We start from the raw sequence: 527 nt of genomic DNA, 5'->3' as shown, positions 1-527 counted from the left end.
TTGCTGTCTACGATGAATTTGAATCCGCAGAAGCACTGGCAAATATGGACTTACATGAGCTTACTGACTTCATCATTGAAAAAGGAAAGAATCGTTTTCCCGATCCTGACGCAGTAGCCAAAGCCATACAGAAAGCTGCCCGCAGTTCTTACCGTTTACCTAAGACGGTGAATGATTCTGTCAATCAGGTGCTTTCTATATCCATAACCTCCATGAAGGCATTGGAATCTCAGATCAAAGAATTCGATAAAGCTATTAAAGCTCAGATGGAACTCCTGCCAAATGTATTGATATCCATTCCGGGTATCGGACCTGTTTATTCTGCCGGAATCATGGCTGAAATCGGTGATATCAATCGTTTTAACAGTCAGGCTGCTCTTGCTAAATATGCAGGACTTGCTTGGAAGCAGCACCAGTCCGGTGGTTTCGAAGCCGAAGTTACACGGCTCATCCCATCTGGCAACCGATTTTTAAAGTACTATCTGTGTGAAGCAGCATTCTCTCTTGTAAGATGCGACAAGGAATAC

1 protein-coding gene is annotated in these 527 nt (G+C 43.6%); it reads left to right on the top strand.

Features of this window, described 5'->3' with window-relative positions:
- On the top strand, positions 1-527 hold a 527-nt coding region (locus AC27EF_RS13600), incomplete at both ends, for a transposase (RefSeq protein ID WP_487111301.1).

The organism is Anaerostipes stercorihominis (assembly GCF_057535655.1).
The sequence above is the reverse complement of the archived record's forward strand: the minus strand, read 5'-3'. Positions and strand labels throughout refer to the sequence as shown.